21 protein-coding genes are annotated in these 19,870 nt (G+C 69.6%); 14 read left to right on the top strand and 7 right to left on the bottom strand.

Annotated elements, in window-relative coordinates:
* Positions 1 to 115 precede the first annotated feature (115 nt).
* From F0Q34_RS07820 to ccmI, 7 genes are all read left to right on the top strand, one after another.
* Complete coding sequence (locus F0Q34_RS07820) at positions 116 to 916, top strand: heme ABC transporter permease (protein ID WP_149811599.1); 801 nt, start codon at positions 116 to 118, stop codon at positions 914 to 916.
* Positions 913 to 1,059 (top strand): hypothetical protein, encoded by a 147-nt coding sequence (locus tag F0Q34_RS21750; protein WP_161600797.1) that lies wholly within the window; start codon positions 913 to 915, stop codon positions 1,057 to 1,059. Before F0Q34_RS07820 ends, F0Q34_RS21750 begins: the two co-directional genes overlap by 4 nt.
* 2 nt (positions 1,060 to 1,061) lie before the next feature.
* Positions 1,062 to 1,574 carry a cytochrome c maturation protein CcmE gene (gene ccmE, locus F0Q34_RS07815; RefSeq protein WP_149811802.1) on the top strand — a complete coding sequence of 171 codons (513 nt, stop codon included), beginning with the start codon at positions 1,062 to 1,064 and terminating at the stop codon, positions 1,572 to 1,574.
* Positions 1,575 to 1,581: 7 nt separating this feature from the next.
* Positions 1,582 to 3,564, top strand: coding sequence for a heme lyase CcmF/NrfE family subunit (locus F0Q34_RS07810; RefSeq protein WP_149811598.1), 1,983 nt, complete (start codon positions 1,582 to 1,584; stop codon positions 3,562 to 3,564).
* Between the two features lie 91 nt (positions 3,565 to 3,655).
* Positions 3,656 to 4,219 (top strand): DsbE family thiol:disulfide interchange protein, encoded by a 564-nt coding sequence (locus F0Q34_RS07805; RefSeq protein WP_149811597.1) that lies wholly within the window; start codon positions 3,656 to 3,658, stop codon positions 4,217 to 4,219.
* Positions 4,219 to 4,674 carry a cytochrome c-type biogenesis protein gene (locus F0Q34_RS07800; protein ID WP_149811596.1) on the top strand — a complete coding sequence of 152 codons (456 nt, stop codon included), beginning with the start codon at positions 4,219 to 4,221 and terminating at the stop codon, positions 4,672 to 4,674. Before F0Q34_RS07805 ends, F0Q34_RS07800 begins: the two co-directional genes overlap by 1 nt.
* Complete coding sequence (ccmI, locus tag F0Q34_RS07795; protein ID WP_149811595.1) at positions 4,671 to 5,465, top strand: c-type cytochrome biogenesis protein CcmI; 795 nt, start codon at positions 4,671 to 4,673, stop codon at positions 5,463 to 5,465. The genes F0Q34_RS07800 and ccmI overlap by 4 nt, the downstream gene beginning before the upstream one ends.
* A 43-nt stretch (positions 5,466 to 5,508) precedes the next feature.
* On the opposite strand, the gene F0Q34_RS07790 is transcribed toward ccmI, so the two are convergent.
* Positions 5,509 to 6,690 carry a YeeE/YedE family protein gene (locus tag F0Q34_RS07790; protein WP_241665382.1) on the bottom strand — a complete coding sequence of 394 codons (1,182 nt, stop codon included), beginning with the start codon at positions 6,688 to 6,690 and terminating at the stop codon, positions 5,509 to 5,511.
* A gap of 273 nt (positions 6,691 to 6,963) precedes the next feature.
* Between F0Q34_RS07790 and F0Q34_RS07785 the strand changes: the two genes are divergently transcribed.
* Positions 6,964 to 7,695: a DUF1194 domain-containing protein gene (locus F0Q34_RS07785; protein WP_149811593.1), complete on the top strand. Its 732-nt coding sequence runs from the start codon at positions 6,964 to 6,966 to the stop codon at positions 7,693 to 7,695.
* A gap of 6 nt (positions 7,696 to 7,701) precedes the next feature.
* Here F0Q34_RS07785 and F0Q34_RS07780 read toward each other — a convergent pair whose 3' ends face one another.
* Entirely contained in the window at positions 7,702 to 8,127 is a 426-nt protein-coding gene (locus tag F0Q34_RS07780; RefSeq protein ID WP_149811592.1) for a DUF3775 domain-containing protein, read from the bottom strand.
* A 200-nt stretch (positions 8,128 to 8,327) separates the two neighbouring features.
* Between F0Q34_RS07780 and F0Q34_RS07775 the strand changes: the two genes are divergently transcribed.
* From F0Q34_RS07775 to F0Q34_RS07755, 5 genes are all read left to right on the top strand, one after another.
* Positions 8,328 to 8,648, top strand: coding sequence for a hypothetical protein (locus F0Q34_RS07775; protein ID WP_149811591.1), 321 nt, complete (start codon positions 8,328 to 8,330; stop codon positions 8,646 to 8,648).
* Between the two features lie 219 nt (positions 8,649 to 8,867).
* Positions 8,868 to 10,697 (top strand): translational GTPase TypA, encoded by a 1,830-nt coding sequence (typA, locus tag F0Q34_RS07770; RefSeq protein WP_149811590.1) that lies wholly within the window; start codon positions 8,868 to 8,870, stop codon positions 10,695 to 10,697.
* Positions 10,698 to 10,875: 178 nt separating this feature from the next.
* On the top strand, positions 10,876 to 11,913 hold the full coding sequence (locus F0Q34_RS07765) for an AGE family epimerase/isomerase (RefSeq protein ID WP_241665381.1): 1,038 nt from the start codon (positions 10,876 to 10,878) through the stop codon (positions 11,911 to 11,913).
* On the top strand, positions 11,904 to 13,322 hold the full coding sequence (trkA, locus tag F0Q34_RS07760) for a Trk system potassium transporter TrkA (protein WP_149811588.1): 1,419 nt from the start codon (positions 11,904 to 11,906) through the stop codon (positions 13,320 to 13,322). Before F0Q34_RS07765 ends, trkA begins: the two co-directional genes overlap by 10 nt.
* Positions 13,312 to 14,850 (top strand): TrkH family potassium uptake protein, encoded by a 1,539-nt coding sequence (locus tag F0Q34_RS07755; protein WP_241665380.1) that lies wholly within the window; start codon positions 13,312 to 13,314, stop codon positions 14,848 to 14,850. The genes trkA and F0Q34_RS07755 overlap by 11 nt, the downstream gene beginning before the upstream one ends.
* A gap of 24 nt (positions 14,851 to 14,874) precedes the next feature.
* On the opposite strand, the gene F0Q34_RS07750 is transcribed toward F0Q34_RS07755, so the two are convergent.
* The gene (locus tag F0Q34_RS07750; RefSeq protein ID WP_149811587.1) at positions 14,875 to 15,054 is read right to left on the bottom strand and encodes a hypothetical protein; all 180 of its coding nucleotides are present in this window, start codon (positions 15,052 to 15,054) and stop codon (positions 14,875 to 14,877) included.
* Positions 15,051 to 15,221: a hypothetical protein gene (locus F0Q34_RS21745; protein WP_161600796.1), complete on the bottom strand. Its 171-nt coding sequence runs from the start codon at positions 15,219 to 15,221 to the stop codon at positions 15,051 to 15,053. Before F0Q34_RS21745 ends, F0Q34_RS07750 begins: the two co-directional genes overlap by 4 nt.
* 214 nt (positions 15,222 to 15,435) lie before the next feature.
* Here F0Q34_RS21745 and hrcA point away from each other — a divergent pair, with 214 nt between their 5' ends.
* Entirely contained in the window at positions 15,436 to 16,518 is a 1,083-nt protein-coding gene (gene hrcA, locus F0Q34_RS07745; RefSeq protein ID WP_241665379.1) for a heat-inducible transcriptional repressor HrcA, read from the top strand.
* A gap of 91 nt (positions 16,519 to 16,609) precedes the next feature.
* On the opposite strand, the gene F0Q34_RS07740 is transcribed toward hrcA, so the two are convergent.
* The 3 genes from F0Q34_RS07740 to F0Q34_RS07730 form a co-directional block, all read right to left on the bottom strand.
* Positions 16,610 to 17,818, bottom strand: coding sequence for a glycosyltransferase (locus F0Q34_RS07740; protein ID WP_161600795.1), 1,209 nt, complete (start codon positions 17,816 to 17,818; stop codon positions 16,610 to 16,612).
* 378 nt (positions 17,819 to 18,196) lie between these two features.
* On the bottom strand, positions 18,197 to 18,796 hold the full coding sequence (locus F0Q34_RS07735; protein WP_149811585.1) for a Maf family protein: 600 nt from the start codon (positions 18,794 to 18,796) through the stop codon (positions 18,197 to 18,199).
* A complete protein-coding gene (locus F0Q34_RS07730; RefSeq protein WP_149811584.1) occupies positions 18,793 to 19,659 on the bottom strand; it encodes a pyruvate, water dikinase regulatory protein in 867 nt (288 codons plus the stop codon). Before F0Q34_RS07730 ends, F0Q34_RS07735 begins: the two co-directional genes overlap by 4 nt.
* Positions 19,660 to 19,870: the final 211 nt, after the last annotated feature.

Below are 19,870 nucleotides of genomic sequence, written 5' to 3'. Positions count from 1 at the left end.
CGGCGCTTCCTTTCCGGCCGGTTCCGCCACGCCGAAGCCGGCGCGACTGTGGCATGACGTAACCGGGCGTGGCAGGCGCTTCAATCCTGGCGCGACAGGCCTTAGGTTGCGCGGCGTGAGCACCCCTGCCCCTTCCTCGCCGCGCCCGCTTGCCGCAACAGCCCCACGCGGCGGCGGCGGCCTGCACCGTTTCGCCAATCCCGGCCGCTTCCTGCGGCTGACCGACCGGCTGCTGCCCTGGCTGTGGGCGCTGGCCGTGGCGGTGACGGGCGCCGGCGCCGCCTGGGCGCTGTTCTTCTCCCCGCCCGACTGGCAGCAGGGAGAGACGGTGCGAATCATGTATGTGCATGTGCCGATGGCCTGGCTGGCCATGGGCGGCTATGCCGGGCTGGCCGTGGCCTCGCTGATGTCGCTGATCTGGCGCCACCCGCTGGCCGATGTCGCGGCGCGCGAGCTGTCGCCGGTGGGCGCCATGGTCACCGCTCTCTGCCTCGCCACCGGCAGCCTGTGGGGGCGGCCGATGTGGGGCACCTGGTGGGCCTGGGACGCGCGGATGACCTCCGTGCTGGTGCTGTTCTTCCTGTGGGTCGGCCATGCCGCCCTGGTCCGCGCCTTTGACGAGGAGGAGCGCGGCGCCCGCGCCGGCGCCATCCTGGCGCTGATCGGCGCCATCAACCTGCCGGTCATCAAATGGTCAGTGGACTGGTTCAACACGCTGCACCAGTCGGCGTCCGTGACACGGATCAGTGCGCCGGGCATGCATGTCGATATGCTGTATCCGCTGCTTGTCTGCGCGCTTGGCTTCACGCTGCTTTTTGCCGCGCTGGTGCTGGCGCGGGTGCGGGCGGCGGTGATGGAGAAGCGGTTGCGGCAGATGCAGCTGGCCCAGGCACGCCGGCAGGAGGGCGCGGCATGACCCAGCATTGGTGGCATGTGGCGATCTCCTGGGCCCTGGCGGCGGCAGGGTTCGGGATCATGGCATGGCTGGCGGCGAGCCGGCACGCGGCGGCGAAGCGGCGGCTGGCGTTGTTCGGGCCGCGCGAAAGGAGGCAGGGTTGAAGCTGTCGCGCAAGAAGCGCCGCCTGTGGATCGTGGTGCTGGCCGGGCTCGGCCTCGGCACCGCCACCGCGCTGACGCTGACCGCCTTCCAGGACAACCTGGTCTTCTTCCTGGCCCCGAGCGAGATCGCCGCCAGGAATCCCGGTCCAGAGCGCGCCTTCCGCCTCGGCGGGCTGGTCGAGGCCGGATCCCTGGTGAAGAACACCACGCCGGATGGCCGCCCGGAAGCGCGCTTCCGCGTCACCGACGGCCCGGCCACCGTGCCTGTCACCTATGTCGGCGTGCTGCCCGACCTGTTCCGCGAAGGGCAGGGCGTGGTGACGCTGGGCAAGCTCAGCCCGGATGGCGAGTTCCGCGCTTCCGAGGTGCTGGCCCGCCATGACGAGACCTATATGCCGCCCGAGGTCGCCGACGCGCTGAAGCGCACCGGCCACTGGGACCCGAAGGAAGGCGCGCCGCCCCCGGCCGCATCCTGGAACACCATGCAGCCGGCGCCCGTCCGGCAGGGCAGCTAGAACACAGATGATCGCCGAACTCGGCCATTTCGCCCTGGCGCTGGCGCTGGCCCTGGCGCTGGCGCAGACCGTGGTGCCGCTCTGGGGCGCGGCGCGGCATGATGCGCGGCTGATGGCCGCGGCGGGGCCGCTGGCCTTCGGCCACCTGCTGGCCTGCGCCGCCGGCTTCGCCGCCCTGCTGGTGGCCTTCGCGGTGAACGACACCAGCGTGGTCAACGTGGTGCAGAACAGCCATTCGGCCAAGCCCATGCTCTACAAGCTGGCTGGCGCCTGGGGCAACCATGAGGGTTCCATGGTGCTGTGGGTGCTGATCCTGGCCTTGTGCGGCGGTGCCGTGGCCGGCTTCGGGCGCGATCTGCCGACCACGCTCAAGGCGCGGGTTCTGGGCGTGCTGGGGCTGGTGGCGGTGGGCTTCATGGCCTTCATCCTGGCCACCTCCAACCCGTTCGGCCGGGTCTGGCCGCCGGCCCCGGACGGCCAGGGGCTGAACCCGGTGCTGCAGGACCCCGGCCTCGCCTTTCACCCACCCCTGCTTTACCTTGGCTATGTCGGCTTCGCCGTCACCTTCGCCTTCGCGGTCGCCGCGCTGCTGGAAGGCCGGGTGGACGCTGCCTGGGGCCGCTGGGTCCGCCCCTGGGCGCTCGCCGCCTGGAGCTTCCTGACGCTCGGCATCGCGCTCGGTTCCTGGTGGGCCTATTACGAGCTGGGCTGGGGCGGCTACTGGTTCTGGGACCCGGTCGAGAACGCTTCCCTCCTTCCCTGGCTGGCCGGCACCGCGCTGCTGCATTCCGCCGTGGTGGTGGAAAAGCGGGAAGCGCTGAAGGTCTGGACCGTGCTGCTGGCGCTGCTGGCCTTCGGCTTCTCGCTGCTCGGCACCTTCCTGGTGCGCTCGGGCGTGCTGAACTCGGTGCATGCCTTCGCCAACGACCCCGAGCGCGGCGTGTTCATCCTGGCCCTGCTGTTGTTCTATATCGGCGGCGCCTTCGCGCTGTTCGCCTGGCGGGGCCCGGCCATGGCGCCGACCGGCATGTTCGCGCCGCTGTCGCGCGAGGGCGGGCTGGTGCTGAACAACCTGCTACTCTGCTCGGCGGCGGCGGTGGTGCTGGCCGGCACGCTGTGGCCGATGTTCGCCGACCTGCTGTTCGGGCAGAAGATCTCGGTGGGCCCGCCCTTCTTCAACACCGCGATCCTTCCGCTGACGGTGCCCCTGGTTCTCGCCATGGCCGCCGGGCCGTTGCTGCCCTGGAAGCGCGCGAAGCTGTGGCCGGTGCTGCAAAGGCTGTGGTGGGCAGCACTGGGCGCCGCCGCGGCGCTGCTGCTGTGCCTGGCCTTTGCCGGCTGGCGGGTCGGCCCGGCGCTCGGCTTCGGGGCGGCGCTGTGGCTGATCCTGGGCGCGGCGGCCGACATCGCCGACCGCATCGCCCTGTTCCGCCACCCCCGTTTCCTCCATCTGGGCGCCGCCTGGAGCCGCGCGAAGGGCCTGCCGCGCGCCGCCTGGGGCGCGGCGATGGCGCATGCGGGGCTTGGCGTCACCCTGCTGGGCGTAGCCGGGATGGGGCTGGCCACGGACAACCTTTCCGCCCTCCGCCCCGGACAGAGCGTCACGCTGGGCGGCTATGAATGGCGGCTGGACAAGGTGGAGGACGCGATCGGCCCCAACTGGTCCGCACGCCGCGCCACCGTGACGGTGTCGCGCAACGGCGCCACCGTGACCGTGCTGCATCCCGAGCGCCGCTTCTTTCCCGTGGGGCGCACCACCACCACCGAGGCCGCCATCGAGACCGGCCTGTCCGGCGACCTTTATGCCGTGATGGGGGAGGAGCAGGATGGCGCCACCGTGCTGCGCCTGCACCACAACCTGCTGGCCCCCTGGATCTGGCTGGGCGCCGTGCTCATGGCGCTGGGCGGCGCGATCTCGCTGACGGACCGGCGCATCCGGGTGGCGGCGCCGGCCACCAAGCGCGCGACGGCGATGGCGGCGAAGGCATGAACGGCCGGCGCGCCAATGGGGGGAAGCGGCGCTTCCCGCCCGCCCGCCCACGGCGGCATGTCCGCGGAACGGCTTTCTGGGGAGTTCAAGCATGTCCCTGACCTCGCGCCGCGCCCTGATGCTGGCGCCGCTCGGCCTGGCGGTCGCGGGCGGGGCGGGCTTCTACGGCATGCTGCGCGGCATGGGCACCGGCAGCTACGACCCGCGCGGCGTGCCGTCCGTGCTGATCGGCCGCGCGCCGCCCGATTTCACCCTGCCGCCGCTGGCCGGCAGCGGAAAGCCCGCCTTTGCCGCCGCCGAGCTGCGCGACCTGCCATCGCCGGTGCTGGTGAATTACTGGGCCTCCTGGTGCGTGCCCTGCATCATCGAGCACCCCCAGCTGATGCGCCTGTCGCGGGAGGGCGTGCCGGTCTGGGGCATCAACTACAAGGACAAGCCACAGGATGCCGGCGCCTTCCTCACCCGGCATGGCGATCCCTTCGCGCGGCTGGCGGCCGATGAATCAGGCCGCGTCGCCATCGACTGGGGCGTCTATGGCGTGCCGGAAACCTATTTCATCGATCGCCAGGGCATCATCCGCTGGCGCTGGGCCGGGCCGGTGACGCCGGAGGTGCTGGACGGGGACATCCGCCCCCTGCTGCGGCGCTACGCCTGATGAAGAAGCTGATCCTGGCCCTGCTGCTGCTCGCGGGACCGGCCTTCGCCGTGGGCCTGCCCTCCGACATGCTGCCCGACCCGGCGCAGGAGCAGCGGGCGCGATCCATCGGGCGCGAACTGCGCTGCATGGTCTGCCAGAACGAATCCATCGAGGAAAGTCAGGCCAGCCTAGCGCGCGACCTGCGGCTGATCGTGCGGGAGCGCGTCGCGGCCGGCGACAGCGACCAGGCCGTGATCCGCTACATCCATGACCGTTACGGCGATTTCGTGCTGCTGCGGCCGCCCTTCAACCTTGCCACCCTGGCGCTCTGGGGCATGCCGGTGCTGGCACTGGGAGCCGGGCTGATGGGCATCCTGCTGCTGCGCCGCCGCGCCGCCACCGCCGAGCCGGCACCGCTGAGCCCGGAGGAGCAGGCCCGCCTCGCCGCGCTGGAGAAAGACCCGACCGCATGATCTGGGCCCTGTTCCTGGGACTGGCGGCGCTTGCCCTGGCGCCGCTCGGCTTCGCCTTGTTCCGCCCCGTGCGCACCACCGGGCGCCGGGAAGCCGATCTCGCTTTGTACCGCGCCCAGCTCGCCGAGCTGGACCGCGACCGCGCCGCCGGGCGGCTGGAGGAGGCCGCCCACCGCGCCGCCACGCTGGAGGTGCAGCGGCGGCTGCTGACCGCGCCGGACAGCGCGGCGCCGGCCCACGCCAGCCGTGGCGCGGCGGCCCTGGCCGCCTTCCTCTTCCTGATCCCCGCGGGAAGCTTCGGGCTGTATCTGTGGCGCGGCCATCCCGACATCCCGGCCGCGCCCTTCCAGGAGCGACAGGAAGCGGCTGCCCGCGACGACGTCCTGCTGACCCAGCTGCGCGCCCGGCTGGAACAAACGCCCCCCAACACCGAGGCCGCGAGGCAGGGATGGATCCTGCTCGGCAATGCCGAACGCGGGCGCGGGCGCACAGAGGCGGCGGTGGAAGCGTGGAACCGGGCCCTTGCCAGCCGCTTCGATCCGGTGCTGGCGGCGGAGCTGGCACAGCTTCATCTGGAAACAGAAAATGCCGACGCCGCCTCCGCCCTGCTGGTGCGCGCCCTGGCGGAGGCCCCGGGCGAGCCGCGCCTGCGCTACCTGGCCGGGCTGGCCGAGGCCCAGGCGGGCCGCAACGCCAATGCCCGCAGCACCTGGCGCGCCCTGCTGGCGGATGCGCCGGCCGATGCGCCCTGGCGGGAACTGGTGGAACGGCGGCTGCAGGACCTGCCATAGGAACGGCGCGGGGAGCCGGAATGCTCCGCCGCGCCGGGCCGCCTCAGCAGCCCGTCTGGCGCGGCACCCGCTCCACTTCCAGGCCAAAGAAGGGACGCGCGAAGGTACCAAGCACGTTGCCGAAGAAGGCCGCCACCATCCACACCCAGCCATGCAGGCTGCCGGAGGCGATGCCGGAGAAGTAGGCGCCGATGTTGCAGCCATAGGCCAGCCGCGCGCCATAGCCGAGCAGCACGCCGCCCAGCACCGCCGCCACCGCCGAACGCAGCGGCACGCGGAATTTCGGCGCGTAGCGGCCGGCCAGGGCCGCCGCCAGCAGCGCACCCACGATGATGCCGATATCCATCACCGAGGTGATGTCGTTCAGCACGCTGCCATGCAGGGCCGCCTGTTGCGGCGCGCTGGACCAGAAGGGCCAGTTCGCCGCGTCGAAGCCAAGGGCCATGGCCATCTTGGAGCCCCACAGCGCGAAGGCCGAGGTGATGCCCCAGGGCCGCCCGGCCAGGGCCAAGGTGGCGAAGTTCAGCAACGCCAGCGCCACTGCCCCGGCCAGGATCGGCCAAGGGCCCTGCAACAGCCGCCCCATGCCCCGCCTTGCCGGGTGCGGCGCCGTGACCAGCCGGCCATGCCGGCGGCGTTCCAGCAGCACGGTCAGCCCGGCAATGGCGGCGAAGGCGGCGAGGTTCGCCATCAGCGCCGGCACCACGCCCCAGCTTTGCACCACGGAGATCGGCGGCAGGTGCGGCAACGCCGCCCACCAGTGCAGATGCGCCGCGCCCAGCGTGGAGCCAAGAATGAAGGCCCCCAGCGTCAGCACCATGCGCACCGAGCCGCCACCCGCCGTGTAGAGCGTACCGGACGCGCAACCACCCCCCATCTGCATGCCGAGGCCGAAGATGAAGGCGCCAAAGATCATGCCCACGCCGACCGGCGAAACAAAGCCCTGCACCGGCTGGCCCCACAGGCTGCCGGCGGACAGCACGGGGAAGAACAGCAGCACGGCAATGGCCAGCATCACCATCTGCGCCCGCAGCCCCTCACCCCGGCGGTCGGCGATGAACACCCGCCAGGCCGAGGTGAAGCCAAAGGCGGCATGGTAGAGCACCAGGCCAAGCGCGCCGCCAAGCAGATAAAGTGCCGCCTGGCGCCCATCCACGGCCTGGCCGAGCCAAACCATGCCGCCGAGTAGCAGCAGCAGCGCGCCCGCGACAACCGTGTTCTGCATGGAAGGCGGGCGTGGTCCTGCTGGCGCTCCAGCTAGGGTGGAAGCGGACATCGACTCGTCTCCCGGCAATCGCATGAAGTATTCTGCGTCGTGAAATAGAAGCGCATCAGGCGCATTTCACCATCACGACCCCAGCGCTTCTTGCAATCCTCCTGCGTTTTTCGCGGTTAAGTCCAAGCTCGCACGGTGAAACACGGAGGTGTGCGCAGAAAACAATGACACCCGCGTGACGTGATTTGCTTTCCTGCCTTCTGACAAGGCGGGAGGCGGATGATGCTGAGGCGTTCCTTGCTGGCCGCGGGCGGCGTTCTGGCCGGAGCCACCCTGGTCCCGCCACGCCCCCGCGCGGAGGAGCCGGTGGATGTGCTGCTGGTCCTGGCGGTGGACGTTTCCCGTTCGGTCGACGAGGACGAGGCCAAGCTGCAGCGTGAAGGCTACCGCACCGCCATGACCGATCCCCGCATCGTGGAAGCGGTGCAGGGCGGCATGATCGGCGCCATCGCCGTCACCTACATGGAATGGGCGGGCGCCGAATATCAGAGGCAGGTGTTGCCCTGGATGCGGCTCACGGGGGGCCGGGATGCCGATCGCTGGGCCAGCGCGCTGGCCGAGGCGCCGCGCGCCTCGCTTTCCTGGACCTCCATTTCCGGTGCCCTCGCCTTTGGAACCGAGTTGCTGGATCAGGCGCCCTTCGAGGCGGCACGGCGGGTGATCGACGTGTCCGGCGACGGGGTCAACAATTCTGGCCCGCCGGCGGAACAGGCGCGGGACGCGGCGGTAGCCAAGGGCATCGTCATCAACGGCCTGCCGATCATGAACGACCGGCCGAGCTTCAACCGCCGCCACAGCCTGCCGCTGGATCAATATTATGCTGATTCAGTGATCGGCGGCCCCGGCGCGTTCCTGGTCGCGGCGGATGATTTCGACAGCTTCGGCGCGGCGATCCGCCGCAAGCTGATCCGGGAGATCGCCGGCCGTTCAGGCCCGCGCATGGAGCGGGCCTGAAGCGGCTCAGCGTTCCACGTCCTCCACGGCGATGCCAAAGGCCGCCAGGCCTTCCGCCAGCAGGTCGCCGGCCATGTCCATGCCGAGGAGGTAGGCGGATGTATCGCCCGCGCTGCTGCGTTCCTTGGCGAGGCGGAGCGCTTCTCCCCATTCCTCCGGCTCGTAATCGCCGCGGCCGATCCAGGCCAGCGCCACCAGCGCGGCCTGCTCGTCCTCGTTCAGTTCCTCGATAAAGGCGGCCAGGGTTTCCTCGCTGAAATCCTCCTCATCGCCCTCGTTGTCGGGGTCCTCGTCGTCGGTATCGACTTCGTCGCTGTCTTCGCCTTCCTGTATGGCGCGAATGTGGTCCACCACCGTGGCGACGGTTTCCAGGCTGATGCCCAGATCCACCTCACCATCGTCGTCGTCGCCGCCTGTGGAGGTATCGCTCATCGGGTGTCTCCTCTCGGGAATCGGCCGTCTCCGCTCGCGAAGCGACAAACCCCCTGCTTGGTTGCGGAAAAACTTTGTGTTTCAGCCTGGTTCAGACGCCGGCAACGAACCGTCCCCGAAATCATTGTTTCAACATGCGCCCGACCTCGTTGCTGACCCCCCTGGCAGCGGTTGTCCTAGGAGCACTCACGCAGGCTTCGATGGCCCCCGCCTCGCCCGTCACCGCCGCCGCTCCCCCCGCGGCTGCCATGTTCCGCCCGGTCGCCCTTCAGGGCATGGCCGAGAATCCCGGCTGCGCGCAAACCGCGCCGCTGTTCCGCTCCATGATGCCGAGCCGCGTCGCCTGGCGGCCGGCCGGCCAGAACAACGCCACGGACACGCCGGAGGAGGAGTTGGCCTCCGAGGATCTGGCGGCCGAGCCTGAGCCCGCCATGCACCAGGCCCTGCATCTTTGCGCGGTGGAGCGCTTCAACCCCCGCCGGCCGTTCAGCGGCGCCTCCAAGGCGGTCTGGCACCTTTAGCGCCGCCATGCCGCGATGGCCTGGTTGTGCCTCCGCTCGGGGCTGCCCTGCAGACTCCACTGAGAATGCCTGATCGGAAAAGCTCGCTTTTTTCGATTAGGCATCTTATCTGTGCGCCGCAACAAGCCGCCAGGCCCGCCTGCCCGCCCCCGCGCTGTTCCAGGTCGCGGGGCTTCGGGTCGTGTGCGCAGGCGGCGCAGCCTTGGGACTGCCCCCTGTATGGAATTGCGCAACGTCGCTATCATCGCCCATGTCGATCACGGGAAGACTACTCTCGTCGACAACCTGCTGAAGCAGGCCGGGGCCTTCCGCGCCAACCAGAACGTGGCTGAGCGCGCAATGGACCGGAACGACCTGGAGCGTGAGCGCGGCATCACCATTCTCGCCAAGTCCACCGCCGTCGAGTGGAAAGGCGTCAAGATCAACATCGTCGACACGCCGGGCCACGCCGATTTCGGTGGCGAGGTGGAGCGCATCCTGTCCATGGTGGATGGCGCCATCGTGCTCTGCGACGCGGCCGAAGGCCCGCTGCCGCAGACCAAGTTCGTGCTGACCAAGGCGCTGGCCCGTGGCCTGAAGCCGATCGTGGTCATCAACAAGGTCGACCGCCAGGACGCCCGCGCCGACGAGGTGCTGAACGAGGTGTTCGACCTGTTCGCGGCGCTCGGCGCCTCGGACGAGCAGCTCGACTTCCACACCATGTTCGCTTCCGGCCGCCAGGGCTGGGCCGACCTGACGATGGACGGTCCGCGCAAGGACCTGTCGCCGATGTTCGACCTGATCCTGAGCCATGTGCCGGCGCCGACCGTGAACCGGGAAGCCCCCTTCGCCATGAACGCGACCATCCTGGAGGCCGACAGCTTCCTGGGCCGCATCCTGACCGGGCGCATCGAGCAGGGCACGGCGAAGGTGAACATGCCGGTGCGCGTGCTGCGCCAGGACGGCACGGTGGTCGAGACCGGCCGCCTGACCAAGCTGATGACCTTCTCGGGCCTCGACCGCGTGCCGGTCGATGAGGTGCAGGCGGGCGACATCTGCGCCATCGCCGGCCTGTCGGACGCCACCATCCCGGACACCATTGCTTCCCCCGAGGTGGCGGAGCCGCTGCCGGCGATCCCCATCGACCCGCCGACGCTCACCATGACCTTCCGCATCAATGACGGCCCGCTAGGCGGCCGCGAGGGCAAGAAGGTCACCTCCCGCCAGATCCGCGACCGCCTTTACAAGGAAACGGAAGGCAACGTCGCCATCCGCGTGAAGGACTCGGAGGAAGCTGACAGCTTCGAGGTCGCCGGCCGTGGCGAGCTTCAGCTCGGCGTGCTGATCGAGACCATGCGCCGCGAGGGCTTCGAGCTGACCATCGGCCGCCCGCGCGTGCTGACGCAGGTCAACCCGGAAACGGGCGAGCGCGAGGAGCCGTTCGAGGAAGCCGTCATCGATGTCGATGAGGAATTCTCAGGCGTGGTCGTCGAGAAGATGTCCCTGCGCAAGGGCATGATGCAGGACATGCGCCCTTCCGGCGGCGGCAAGGTGCGCCTGACCTTCCACATCCCCTCGCGTGGGCTGATCGGATATCATGGCGAGTTCCTGACCGACACGCGCGGCACCGGCATGATGAACCGCCTGTTCCTGGGCTACCAGCCCTGGGCCGGGCCGATCGAGGGCCGGGTGAAGGGCAGCCTGATCTCCAACTCCGATGGCGAGGCGGTGCAGTATGCGCTGTTCTCCCTGCAGGAGCGCGGCACGCTGTTCGTCGATCCGGGCGCCAAGGTTTATACCGGCCTGATCCTGGGTGAGCATTCGCGCGAGAACGACCTCGACGTGAATCCCATCAAGGAAAAGAAGCTGACCAATGTCCGTGCCTCCGGCAAGGACGAGGCCCTGCTGCTGACGCCGCCGCGGCGGATGAGCCTGGAACAGGCCATCGCCTATATCGAGGATGACGAGCTGGTGGAGGTGACGCCGAGCGCGATCCGCCTGCGCAAGCGCTACCTTGATCCGCATGAGCGGAAGAAGCATGCCCGCCGCGCCGAGAGCGAGGCGGCCTGATCCGCGGAAGGGGCGCCTCGGCGCCCCTTTTTCGTTGCGCGGGCCCGTCGCCCCTGCCGCTTCCCGTGGCGGCATCGCGGCCCGAACCCTCTTGCCGATCGGCGGCCCGCCATCGTAACGCCCGGATGTGATGCATGATCTCTGGTCCTGGCTGACGGGTGCGGCATGGCCGCTTTGGTTGTCCCACGGCGTCGACTGGCGGGCGGGCGCCTTCCATGAAAGCCTGGACCTGGAGGGCCGCCACTGCTCGGCGGAGTTCCGCCGCCTCCGCGTCGTGGCACGGCAGGTCTACAGCTTCAGCCTGGCGCAGCGGCAGGGCATTTCCCGCGCCGATGAGGCGGTGGAGCTTGGGCTGCGCTTCCTGCGCGACCACGCGGCGCGGCCGGATGGCGGCTATGCCTGGCGCTTCGGCCTGGACAACCGGGTGATCGATGACCGCCGCGACCTGTATGACCATGCCTTCGTGCTGCTGGCGCTTTCCACCGCCGCCACGGTGCAGCCGCGGGCGGAACTGCGCGAAGCCGCCCTGGCGCTGGACGACTTCATCGAGCACCACCTGACCCATGCCGAGGGCGGCTATCTCGAAGGCTTGCCGCCCCACCTGCCGCGCCGGCAGAATCCGCACATGCACCTGCTGGAAGCGCGCCTTGCCGCCGCCGCCAGCTTCGGCGACGAACGGTTCCTCGACGCCGCGGCCCGCCTTGTCGCGCTGTTCCGCGCCCGCTTCTTCCAGGCCGGCAGCGGCACCCTGGCGGAATTCTTTTCCGACGACCTGCATCCGCTGGAGGAACCGCATCCGGCCGAGCCGGGCCATGCCTGCGAATGGATCTGGCTGCTCGATCTGCATGCCCGGCTGGCCGGCGCGCATGCCGCGCCAGAGGAAGCGGCGGCGCTGCAGGATTTCGTGGATGCGCATGGGCGCGCGAACGGAACCGGCGCACTGTTCGACGTGGTCGGCAGCGATGGCGTGGTGTGGGGGCGGGGCGCCCGCCTTTGGCCGCAGGCGGAGCGGCTGAAATCCGCCGCGCTGCGCCTGGACACGGCGCCGGACGACCTGGCCGAGGCAGCGCGGGTGCTCCGCGGCTATCTGCGGCCCGACGGGCTGTGGCACGAGCGGCGCCTGCCGGATGGCCGCCTCAGCACTGAGCCCGCCCCGGCCAGCAGCCTTTACCATCTGAGCTGCGCCATCACCGAGGTGCGCGACCGGTGCGGGTGATCGTTTGCGGCGCCGGGCAGGTCGGCACCACCATTGCCCGCCATCTGGCGCGGGAAGGCAACGACGTCACCGTTATCGACCTCGACCCCCTGCAGGCCCGCCGCGCCGATGAAAGCTACGATGTGCGCGGCATGGTCGGCCATGCCTCCCATCCCGAGGTGCTGCGCGAGGCGGGCGCCGAGGATGCCGACCTGCTGGTGGCCGTCACCCGGTCGGACGAGGTCAACATGGTGGCCTGCCAGCTTGGCCATTCCTTGTTCGGGGTGAAGCGGCGCATCGCCCGGCTGCGCCACCACGGCTATCTGGAGCCGATCTGGCAGGGCCTCTACGCGCCCGACCAGATGCCGATCGACGTCATCATCTCGCCCGAGCGGGAAGTGGCGCGCGGCATCGCCCGCCGCCTGCACGCCCCCGGCGCCTTCGACATGGTGCCGCTGGCCGAGGGGCGGGTGCAGCTGCTCGGGCTGGAGGTGGAGGAAGGCGCGCCCGTCGCCGGCCAATCGGTCAAGGCGCTGCGGGAAGCGGCGGCGCGCAGCGGCTTCGTGGTGGTGGCCCTGCTGCGGGAAGGCCAGGCCTCGGTGCCGGCCGGGACCGATCGGCTGCGCCCCGGCGACGATGTGTATATGATCGCGCAGCCGGCGCTGATGCACCAGGTGATGGCCGCCTTCGGCCATCGCGACGTGGCGGCGCGGCGCCTGCTGATCGTCGGCGGTGGCAATGTGGGGGTCCACCTGGCGCGCCGGCTGGCCGGCGAATCCCTGGTGTCCCTGAAGCTGATCGAGCACGATCCGCAACGCGCCGAGGCCATCGCCCGCGAACTCGGCCCCAAGGTGGTGGTGCTGCAAGGCGACGCGCTGGAGCGCGACCTGCTGGAGGAAGCCAATGTCGGCGCGGTGGACACGCTGGTCGCCGTCACCAATGACGACGAAACCAACATCTTCGTGTCCGTGCTGGCCAAGCGGGCGGGCTGCCGCCGGGCGGTGACGCTGGTGAACAAGGCTTCCTACGAATCGGTCCTGGATGTGATGGGCATCGACGTGGCGGTCAGCCCCAGCGCCATCACCATTTCCTCCATCCTGCGCCATGTGCGGCGCGGCGCGGTGGCCCAGGTGCACCGGCTGCGCGGCGATTTCGGCGAGGTGCTGGAAGCGGAGGCGCTCGCCGGCTCCCCCCTGGTCGCGGCACCGCTGGGCAAGGCCGGCCTGCCGCGCGGCATGCTGGTGGGCGCCGTGCTGCGCAGGGGCGAAGCCATCATCCCAGATGCCGCGACGCAGGTGATGGCGGGCGACAACATCATCGCGGTGGTGGCGCATGACGCCCTGCGCGAGGCCGAGGCGGTGCTCAGCGTGCCTGGCCAGGAGCAGCCGCAGCCGCCATCCCAGGGGCCGATCGCCGCCGATGACCCTTGAGGCCGCCCCCCCCCGACCCAGGCGGAGCGCCCGGGGCCCCGGCCCGGCCGCCGCGCCCGGCGCCTGGTCGCCGCCGGCGATGCAGCCGGTGCTGCACCTGGCGAGCTTCATGCTGCTGGCCCTGGCCGGCTTCATGCTGCTGCCGGCGGTGGTGGATGGCGCCTATGGCAATCCCGACTGGAAGCCGTTCTTCTTCGCCAGCCTCGGCATCGGGGCCTTCGCGGCGCTGCTGGTGCGCGCCACGCGCTGCGACCTTTCCTGCGGCCTGACGCTGCGCCAAGCCTTTGTGCTGACGCCGCTGAGCTGGGCGCTGACATCGGCTTGCGCCGCGCTTCCGTTCTTTCTGTCCGCGCAGCCGGGCCTCAGCGGCCATGTCACCCACAGCTATTTCGAGGCGGTTTCGGGGCTGACCACCACAGGCGCCACCGTGCTGTCCGGGCTGGACAAGGCGCCGCCCGGCATCCTGCTGTGGCGGTCCCTGCTGCAATGGCTGGGCGGCATCGGCATCATCGCCACGGTGGTCGCCATCCTGCCGGCGCTGGGCGTGGGCGGGATGCAGCTGTTCCGGACCGAAAGCTCCGACCGGTCGGAAAAGGTGCTGCCGCGCGCGCGGCAGATCGCCAAGGCCATCGCCCTGGTCTATGCGGCGCTGACGCTGGCCTGCGGCATGGCTTACTGGCTGGCGGGCATGGCGCCGTTCGAGGCGGTGACGCATGCGCTGAGCACCATCTCCACCGCCGGCTTCTCCACCGCCGATACCTCCCTGGCGCGCTGGCAGATCCCCGCCATCCACTGGATAGCGACGCTTGGCATGGTGGCCGGCGCGCTGCCCTTCGTCCTGTATGTGCGGGCGTTGCGCGGCGACTGGGCGATCTGGCGGGATGCGCAGGTGCGAAGCTTCCTGGGGCTGATCCTGGTGGTCTCGGCCCTTCTGGCGCTGTGGCTCTGGGCACGCGGCATCTATGGGCCGGAGGCGGCGATCCGCCATGCCATGCTGAACGTGGTGTCGGTGGTCACCACCACCGGCTTCGCTTCCTCCGACTATACCACCTGGGGCAATGCGGCGACCGGGCTGTTCTATGGGCTGATGTTCATCGGCGGCTGCACCGGCTCGACCTCGGGCGGCATGAAGATCTTCCGCTTCGAGGTCGTGGCGGTGATGCTGCGGGCGCATTTCCTGCGCCTGCTTTACCCGCGCGGCGTGTTTCCACGCGCCTATGGCGGCAAGCTGCTGCCCGATGACGTGGTCGGCTCGGTGGTGGTGTTCTTTGCGCTGTATTTCATCTGCTATGGCGCGCTGACCATCGCGCTGATGTTGTTCGAGCTGGATTTCCTGACCAGCGCCAGCGCCGCGGTGGCCATGCTGTCCAATGTCGGCCCGGGCCTTGGCACGGAGATCGGGCCTTCCGGCAACTACGCCGCGATTCCCATCGGCGCCAAATGGCTGCTGTGCTTCGCCATGCTGCTGGGCCGGCTGGAATTGTTCACCGTGCTGATCCTGTTCATGCCGCGCTTCTGGCGCGGCTGAGGCCCGCTGCCACGCCACGGCCTGTCAATGCGTGAGCAGCACCGAACCGCCCCAGGACAGGCCGATCAGCGCCACCACCACCAGCCCAGCCGCCAGCCCAGGGAAGCGGGAAGCCCGGCTCAGCAGCAGCGCCACCAGCGAGGCGGCGGGTGCGAACACCAGCAGCACCAGCAGGAAACCGGCGAGCACCGGGTTGGGCGTCACGCCGTTTCCTCATCCTCCGGCGGCGCCTGGGGAGCGGGCGGCGCTTCCGCCATCTCGGCCTGATCGGGAGGGGATGGCGCCTCGGCCTCCCGCGGCAGGGCGGGCATGGTGGCCAGCCAGGTCATCAGGGCCAGCGGCCAGAGCCGGGAACCGGTTGAATCCGTCATGGTGGCCTCCTTGCCGATCAGCCCCGCCCCAATCGGCGGGCTGGCATGCCCGGCTTGTCTCAACGGCCTGGCATCCCAATAAGCACAGGATGCTACGGCTTCATGGCCAGGATGTGTCGGCGCGTGACATGATGCGGCCCAAGCATCGCCTGAGCCATCAAGCCTGGGTGAGCGGCGGCCCATCCTGCCGGGCCCTGACAAGGAGATGAACCGCGTGCCGAGAGCCCCCAGCCCCCTGTTCACCGGACAACGCACGGAGATCCCGCGCCTGGCCGGCCTGAATACCCGGGCGGCGGCAATCCTGCGCGAGGTGGTGGAGCTTTACGTCGAAACCGGGGAGCCGGTGGGCTCCCGCACGCTTTCCCGCCGCCTGCCGCTGGCGCTGTCGCCGGCCACCATCCGGAACGCCATGGCCGATCTGGAGGAAGCCGGGCTGCTTTACGCCCCGCACACCTCGGCCGGCCGGCTGCCCACGGAACAGGGCCTGCGCCTGTTCGTGGACGGCCTGCTGGAGTTCGGCGACCTGTCCGAGGAGGACCGCGAAAGCATCGCCATACGCTGCGCCGCCGCCGGCCGGTCGATGGAGGAAACGCTGTCCGAGGCGGGGCAGATGCTTTCGGGCCTGGCCGGCGCCGCCGGCCTGGTGGTGGCGCCGAAGACCGAGGCGCCGGTGAAGCACATCGAGTTCGTGGCGCTGTCCCCCGGCCGGGCCCTGGTGGTGCTGGTGAACGCGCATGGCCAGGTGGAGAACCGCGTCATCGAAGTGCCGGCCGGGCTGCCGCCCTCGGCCTTCACCCAGGCGTCCAACTACCTCAACGCCCGCCTGTCCGGCCGCACCCTGGAGGAAACTCGGGGAACCGTCGCGGAGGAGATCCAGGCGAACCGCTCGGCGCTGGATGCGCTGACGCAGCAGATGGTGGAAAGCGGGCTGGCGACCTGGGCCGGCGGCGGCGGCGGCTCGCTGATCCTGCGCGGCCAGTCGAAGTTGCTGGAGAACATCGACCAGATCGCGCGCCTGCAGGAAATCCAAGCCCTGTTCGAGCGGCTGGAAGCGCAGGAAACCATGCTGCGCCTGCTGGAACTGGCGCAGCGCGGCCAGGGCGTTCAGATCTTCATCGGCGCCGAGTCGGGGCTGTTCAACAGCGCCGGCCTGTCCATGGTGGTCTCACCCTTCCGCGACAAGAAGGAGCAGATCGTCGGCGCGCTGGGCGTGATCGGCCCGACGCGGATCAATTACGGCCGGGTGATTCCCGTGGTGGACTACACGGCGCGGGTGATCGGGCAGATGCTGGGCTGAGGAAGCCGCCGGGCGGGAGGCATGCCCGCCTTTCGCCCGGCCAATCGCTGCCCCGGGGATGGCGCCATTTCCGGCGCGCATCCTTGTTCCATCAGGCGGATGCGGCCTTGCCCCGATGCGTTGCCTGCCACTGCAGGAGCGCTTCCCGGTAGGTCGCGAGGGTCGCTTCCGCGATGTCGTCCCAGCCCTGGACCGAGACCGCCCCCGAAGGCCTTGGCCGGAACCGCACGCATTCCCGCAGTGCCTCGGTCAGCGCCGGAACATCCTCCGCCGCCACCAGACGGCCCGATTCGCCGTCGCTGATCGTTTCGGCGAAGGCGCCAAGGCGGGAAGCAATCATCCAGCGCCCCAGCCCCTGCACCAGGAAAAGCACGCCGCTCGCCTCGATCTCGCGATAAGGGAAAACGAAGCCGCCGGCCTCGGTGAAAAGGTCGCGCATCGTTTCCTCGCCAAGATGGCCGAGCCGCCATTCGATCGTGCCGCCCAGGCCGGTTGCGGCGACCCGGGCCTGGAGCGGGGCGATGTCCATCATCGGCTCGCCGGCGACGATCACCTTCAGCGCCTTGCGTTCCTCGCGGCTCAGCGCGGCCAATGCCTCGATCAGCACGTCGATGCCCTTGTAGTGGCGGATTTTGCCAAAGGCGACGAGGGTCATCGGCCCCGTCTCGGGCGGCGGCGGGACATCCTCGAACCCGCCAAGCGGCCCGTGCGGGATGCAGCGGATCCGGGCACGGTCGAGCCCGCTGGCGACGAGGTGCTCCAGCCCGGTCCAGGTATGGACGATGAGGCGGTCGGCAAGGCCAAGGGCGGCGGTGAAGCCGTGCAGCTGCAGCTTCGAGGTGGGCGTGCCGTTGAAGGGTTTTGTGTCGTGCACGGTCACCACAACCGGACCCCTCCTACGGCACAAGCGCAGCGCGACGGAATCCGCGAGCGGAAAGGGCAGCCACTGGAAATGCGCGATGGCTCCCTTGGGCAGCGCGCTCAGCGCGAAGCTCGTGGCGTCAAGGCAATGTTCCAGGGCCTTCAGCGCCATTCCGGGCTTGCCGATCCGGCGGGAAAGCGTGTCCGAGCGGCGGTAGAAGCGCGGTTCAAAGGGAATCCGGGGCCGGGTCTCACCTTTTCGCGGCGGTCGGCCCACCAGCTTCACCTCCGCGCCCGCCTCCTCAAGGGCGCCCACCAGCGCTTCGCAATAGGGAACGGTGAACAGGGAGGGATCGACAACGCGGACGCAGAGCGGATCAATCTTCCCCTTTGTCCCTGAGGTGTTCGCAGCCAGGGACGGCAAGGGACCATAAAGCAAGACTGCTTCCTTTTCGGGACTGTTCCAATATTTATTACGTTCTCTCATATTTTGTTGCAACGCTGTTTCACGTCGCGAAACAGTGAAGCCGGTCCGGCATGGGGCATGCGGCTGGAACGGCTTGGTGTCTGGCAAAAACGGTTCGCGAACCGCGAAGAAAGCCTCGGCGATCGTTCCTCCAGGATCATGCCATCAGGGCATGGCGCGGCATCCCGGCCTGGAGGCGGGACGGGCGGCGATCAGCCGGAAAGGCACCGGCCGCGACAGCGCGGCGGAACAGGGTGGCGGATCGTGGAATGCGGGCCCTGGCGGCGCGTGATCAGGGGCGCGCTGGGATTGGTGGAATATTCCCTGCCGGATGTTCCGGCGGTGCGGCCCTCAGGCCGCGATCGCCCCATGCTGGCGCAGGAAGCCCAGAAGCGGCATCAGCGGCAGGCCGAGAATGGCGCTGTGCTCGCCCTGGATATCGCGGAACAGCTGAACCCCAAGCCCTTCCAGCCGGTAGGCACCGACCGAGCTGCACACCGCCGCCCCTTCCGCCGCCAGATAGTGGTCGAGAAAGGCGTCGGAAAAGTCGCGCATGACGAGCTTCGGCGTCGCCACATGGTGCCAAACGCGCTGGCCGCCGCGCCAGGCCACCAGGGCGGTGAACAGGATGTGGGCCTTGCCGCGCAGCACCAGAAGCTGGTCGCGCGCCGCGGCGGGGGTTTCCGGCTTGTCGAACCATTGGCCATCGCAGACCAGAAGCTGGTCGGCGCCGATCACCAGCGCTTCCGGCTCGCGCCGGGCGATGCGCATCGCCTTGGCCTCGGCCAGCAGGAGGGCGGCATCGGCGGGGGAAAGGCCCTCGGCCTGGGCGGATTGCTTCAGCGCCGCCTCGTCCACCGCCGCCGGCAGCGCCTCGAAGGTCAGGCCGGCCGAGCGCAGCAGCGTGGCCCGCGTGGCGGAGGAGGAGGCGAGAAGCAGCCGGATGCTCATGCCCCGATCATCCCAGGCTTCGGTCCCTGCTGGGCCCTGCGTGCGTGCCAGGCCTCCATCAATTGCAGCACCGTGGCGGCGGTTTCCTCGATGGAGCGGCGGGTGACGTCGATCACCGGCCAGCCATGGCTGGTGCAAAGGCGGCGGGCCGCCTGGATCTCGGCCTTCACCGCCTCGAAATCCACGTAGTCATTGGTGTCCTGGCGGACGCCGCCGGCACCGATGATCTTCAGCCGGTGCCGGCGGATGTCGATCAGCGCCGTGGTGTCGATGGTCAGGCCGATCACCGGGCAGGGCGGGTTCTCCAGCTCCCGCGGCAAGGGGGAGGTCGGCACGATGGGCACATTGGCGGCCTTGATGCCGCGATTGGCCAGGTAGAAGCAGGTGGGCGTCTTGGAGGAGCGGGACACGCCCACCAGCACGCAATCCGCCTCCTCGATCCCCGCCACCCCCTGGCCATCGTCATGCGCCAGCACGTAGTGCATGGCGTCGATGCGGCGGAAGTAATCGGCGTCCAGCACATACTGGGCGGCCCGCTTCTCCTTGGCTTCCTGGCCGAGCTGGGCCTGCAGCAGGTTCATCACCGGGTCCAGCACCGACAGGCAGGGCACGCCGATCTGCTGGCAGACCTCCTCCAGCGCGTGGCGGAGGGAACGGTCCACCAGGGTGAACATCACCGGCCCGGGTTCCGCCTTGATGCCTTCCAGCACCTGCTCGAGCTGCAGGTGGGAGCGGACAAGGGACCAGCGATGATGCACCACATGCGGGTCGGAGAATCGCGCCAGCGTGGCACGGGCGATGGAGTTCAGCGTTTCTCCCGTGCTGTCGGAAACCAGGTGCAGGTTGAACATTCGGTGCGGCATCTGTGCTGGGGGTTCTGCTGTTCGGCCCGGAAGCGGCGTTTCCGGCAGTGGAGGATAACGGGGATTGGGGTGGACAATGGGGAAAACATCCGCCCTTGGTAAGCCCACCCGGGAAAGACGGGGATGAAGGGCACGGAATCAAAGGCCTGGGTATGATTCTTCAGATCAGGCGGCGCGAGTCCGGGAAAATCGCCAAAAATCCGCTGCACAG

This window comes from Teichococcus oryzae (genome assembly GCF_008386565.1).
Taxonomy (GTDB): Bacteria; Pseudomonadota; Alphaproteobacteria; order Acetobacterales; family Acetobacteraceae; genus Pseudoroseomonas; species Pseudoroseomonas oryzae.
Note: the sequence above shows the minus strand (reverse complement) of the source record. Positions and strands in the feature narration are given on the sequence as shown.

Coding starts and splice junctions, on each gene's coding strand:
- typA (WP_149811590.1), top strand. CDS start 8,868: ATGGAATTGCGCAACGTCGCTATCATCGCCCATGTCGATCACGGGAAG.
- F0Q34_RS07810 (WP_149811598.1), top strand. CDS start 1,582: ATGATCGCCGAACTCGGCCATTTCGCCCTGGCGCTGGCGCTGGCCCTG.
- F0Q34_RS07730 (WP_149811584.1), bottom strand. CDS start 19,659: ATGCCGCACCGAATGTTCAACCTGCACCTGGTTTCCGACAGCACGGGA.
- F0Q34_RS07800 (WP_149811596.1), top strand. CDS start 4,219: ATGAAGAAGCTGATCCTGGCCCTGCTGCTGCTCGCGGGACCGGCCTTC.
- ccmI (WP_149811595.1), top strand. CDS start 4,671: ATGATCTGGGCCCTGTTCCTGGGACTGGCGGCGCTTGCCCTGGCGCCG.
- F0Q34_RS07735 (WP_149811585.1), bottom strand. CDS start 18,796: ATGAGCATCCGGCTGCTTCTCGCCTCCTCCTCCGCCACGCGGGCCACG.
- F0Q34_RS07775 (WP_149811591.1), top strand. CDS start 8,328: ATGGCCCCCGCCTCGCCCGTCACCGCCGCCGCTCCCCCCGCGGCTGCC.
- F0Q34_RS21745 (WP_161600796.1), bottom strand. CDS start 15,221: ATGACGGATTCAACCGGTTCCCGGCTCTGGCCGCTGGCCCTGATGACC.
- F0Q34_RS21750 (WP_161600797.1), top strand. CDS start 913: ATGACCCAGCATTGGTGGCATGTGGCGATCTCCTGGGCCCTGGCGGCG.
- F0Q34_RS07755 (WP_241665380.1), top strand. CDS start 13,312: ATGACCCTTGAGGCCGCCCCCCCCCGACCCAGGCGGAGCGCCCGGGGC.
- F0Q34_RS07780 (WP_149811592.1), bottom strand. CDS start 8,127: ATGAGCGATACCTCCACAGGCGGCGACGACGACGATGGTGAGGTGGAT.
- F0Q34_RS07805 (WP_149811597.1), top strand. CDS start 3,656: ATGTCCCTGACCTCGCGCCGCGCCCTGATGCTGGCGCCGCTCGGCCTG.
- F0Q34_RS07790 (WP_241665382.1), bottom strand. CDS start 6,690: ATGCAGAACACGGTTGTCGCGGGCGCGCTGCTGCTGCTACTCGGCGGC.
- F0Q34_RS07785 (WP_149811593.1), top strand. CDS start 6,964: ATGCTGAGGCGTTCCTTGCTGGCCGCGGGCGGCGTTCTGGCCGGAGCC.